The sequence below is a fragment of the Mesotoga infera genome, from assembly GCA_011045915.1.
GTDB lineage: Bacteria > Thermotogota > Thermotogae > Petrotogales > Kosmotogaceae > Mesotoga > Mesotoga infera_D.
On record DSBT01000155.1, the window covers coordinates 1 to 2,636 of the forward strand.

A 2,636-nucleotide genomic window follows, 5' to 3' on the forward strand; every position below is an offset into this window, starting at 1 on the left:
CTTATCAGCTATTGTGACGAGTGATTTCATCGAGCTTGAGGAGAAGTACCTTGAAAACTGGACCGAGAGAATACAGAGCATGGTTCAGACAATCGCAGACTTGTGGTCCGAAGAGATCACAACCGACCGGGCACAATACAAACTGAGAGAAGCTGCGGCAATTACAGATTCCGTCGATGAGTCGCATGCTTACTGGGTCGAGCTTAGAGATGAGCTGTTCCTCCTGAAGAGAGAGCTGGAGTATATACAACGCCACGGAGTTCCTTCACTGGACATCTCTAGCGAGAGCTCGGAGGGCGAACTCTTGAGAGACCTGATCTCCAGAAATGAAGAGCTCAAGCTCGTCGCGAGCCTCAGAATTTCAGACTTTGAGTCGGCCGATCCAGAAGACGCAAGATATGATCTGAAATCGAGAGTGGAAGCATTCACAGAAATGATTCTCGACTGCGAGAACCATCCTGACAACACGATTGCAGGAAGTCCAGCATACAACATTCGTTATACTATAAAGAACACCTCAATTCAGAAGTCCCAAATTTCCTTTTCTCTTACTCTGGATAACCCTCTTGTAATGGGACTTGCAGCCGGGGATCTCAATGGCTCCTTAGGACTCTGCGAAGAATTCATGGATTTCATGGAAAGGGTTGAAAAAAGAACAATGGCTTATGAAGCAGCTGAGGAGCATCTCAATCAACGTTTGGATAGTATTGAAGCATCTCTGGCAAGAATCGAAAGTGAAGGCACTTTTGTGACTGCCGAGGGAAAGAAAGAACTAATCAACTCCCTTGACAAGGCCGTCGAGGAGGCAAAAGAGATCTTCAGAAGCTATGGTCTCATGTACACGAGATGGTCAAATCAAAGAGAGCTTCAGCTGAGAAACAGAATCGATAACCTTGTAATAAAGAAAGAAATCGACTCATCTCACTTCAAGACTCATTCTGAGGAGTTTAGTATTGTGGAAAGACCGGCTGACATGATAAGAGGAGAGTTGATCTGGCTTGATGTGACATCGAATGGGTATCCCTCCCAAAGGTTTGAACTATCCGCCGACAGAAATAGGCTAATGATAGAGATGAGGCCGGGTAGTGATCCTTCTACGAGATTCAGGATACTCGATCTTTCTACAGGTGAATTTGAGATCTTTCCTCTTCCGGCTGAGGCATTGGAGATTGTTTCAACTGAACGGTATAGATTTGACTGGGACTCAGATGGAAGACTCTTGATCTATTCTTATGCTGGAAATGGCATCGTCATTGGCGCTTCGGGAGACTTTGAGGAGTTTTCTTATAACGCGATCGAAGGAACGGAGTTCTTCGATCATGATTGCTCCGGAAGGTATGGACTGTTTCGCGAGCCGAGAGGGCAATTGTATGTGCTCGACAACGAGGTGCAATCCAGAATGCAGATCGGAATAACATACTCGACTTATTCTCTGCAATGGCTTCAAGGAGAGGGGACGGTTTTCTTTGTGGATGAGAATAATGAAATAGAATTGTTCAGCACATCGAACGAAACAGTCTCCAAGCCGGGAACTGTCTTTGTTGCTTCTTCTTGCGCGGTCCTCCCCGGTGGCGAATGGCTCGTTTATGGAGATGCCTTCGAATTGAAGGCAATGAGACTGGATGGATCAGAAACAATCCAGTTGCTTGAAGTTTCTGAATCGAGTGAAATTCTGATCGCAGGGACGTTTCCTTTACGAGGAAATTCCTTCCTTCTCTTGTGGATGAAGCACGGAGAAGAATTCGACTACGCCGTTCAAGTTTGCAGCATATACTGATTGCCAAAGCTAAGAGAATGCTATTGATGCCTTAGGTTTTTTCGCAATCTATTCTTGCCAGGAGCTTCATCTGCATTAGAAGGAATTGCGGACGTGGTAATGAAATAACTCTGCCTTTGTAAAGCATGAGAACCACGATAACTGGACTATAGAATGGCAGCTGCTCAAATAACCTGAAAGAAAGATGTTTGTCTTATCGTCTTTTTTCTGGGGGTGTATACTGAAATTGAAACCAAATCCTTGTGTAAGGGGTGAGTGTATTGAAAGTTACGAGGAGAGCTCCTCTTGCAGTAATTCTGGTCTTGCTTCTTGGCACCATGCTTCTGGCGGCCGAAACCGAGTACACTGTTGTAAAGGGAGACACTCTATGGGAGATTGCAAAGGCCTATGATGTCGACTGGAAGGAAATCGCCGAGCTCAACGGAATCACTGATGAGTATGCACTCCAGGTGGGAACGGTATTGAAGATTCCTGCGGCGTATACGGAAATATCAGTCATGATTCCCAATATCGATCATGATATTCCCGCCGTTATCTGCATCCCTGAAGGCGATGGACCATTTCCTATAGTCGTCATGCTTCATGGAACCGGTTCAGACAAGAGTGAAGCCGGCGGAGGCTACCTCCTGGCAGCTCCTGCTCTCGCAGAGGCAGGTATTGCCAGTGTCCGCTTCGACTTCATTGGTAATGGCGAGAGTACTGCAGACTACATCGATTACAACTTCACTTCGGCTGTGGACGATACGAATATCGCCTTCGCTTACGCAGCAAGTCTTCCGAGAATAGACGGCCATCGAGCAGGGATAATGGGCTGGAGCCAGGGTGGAACAATCGCTTTGCTGGCTGCAGGACAGAATCC

The 2,636-nt window shown here is 46.5% G+C and carries 1 protein-coding gene; it reads left to right on the forward strand.

The window, feature by feature from the left end:
* Nucleotides 1-2,037: 2,037 nt before the first annotated feature.
* The coding region (locus ENN47_05560; protein ID HDP77640.1) for an alpha/beta fold hydrolase at nt 2,038-2,636 on the forward strand (599 nt) is incomplete at its 3' end.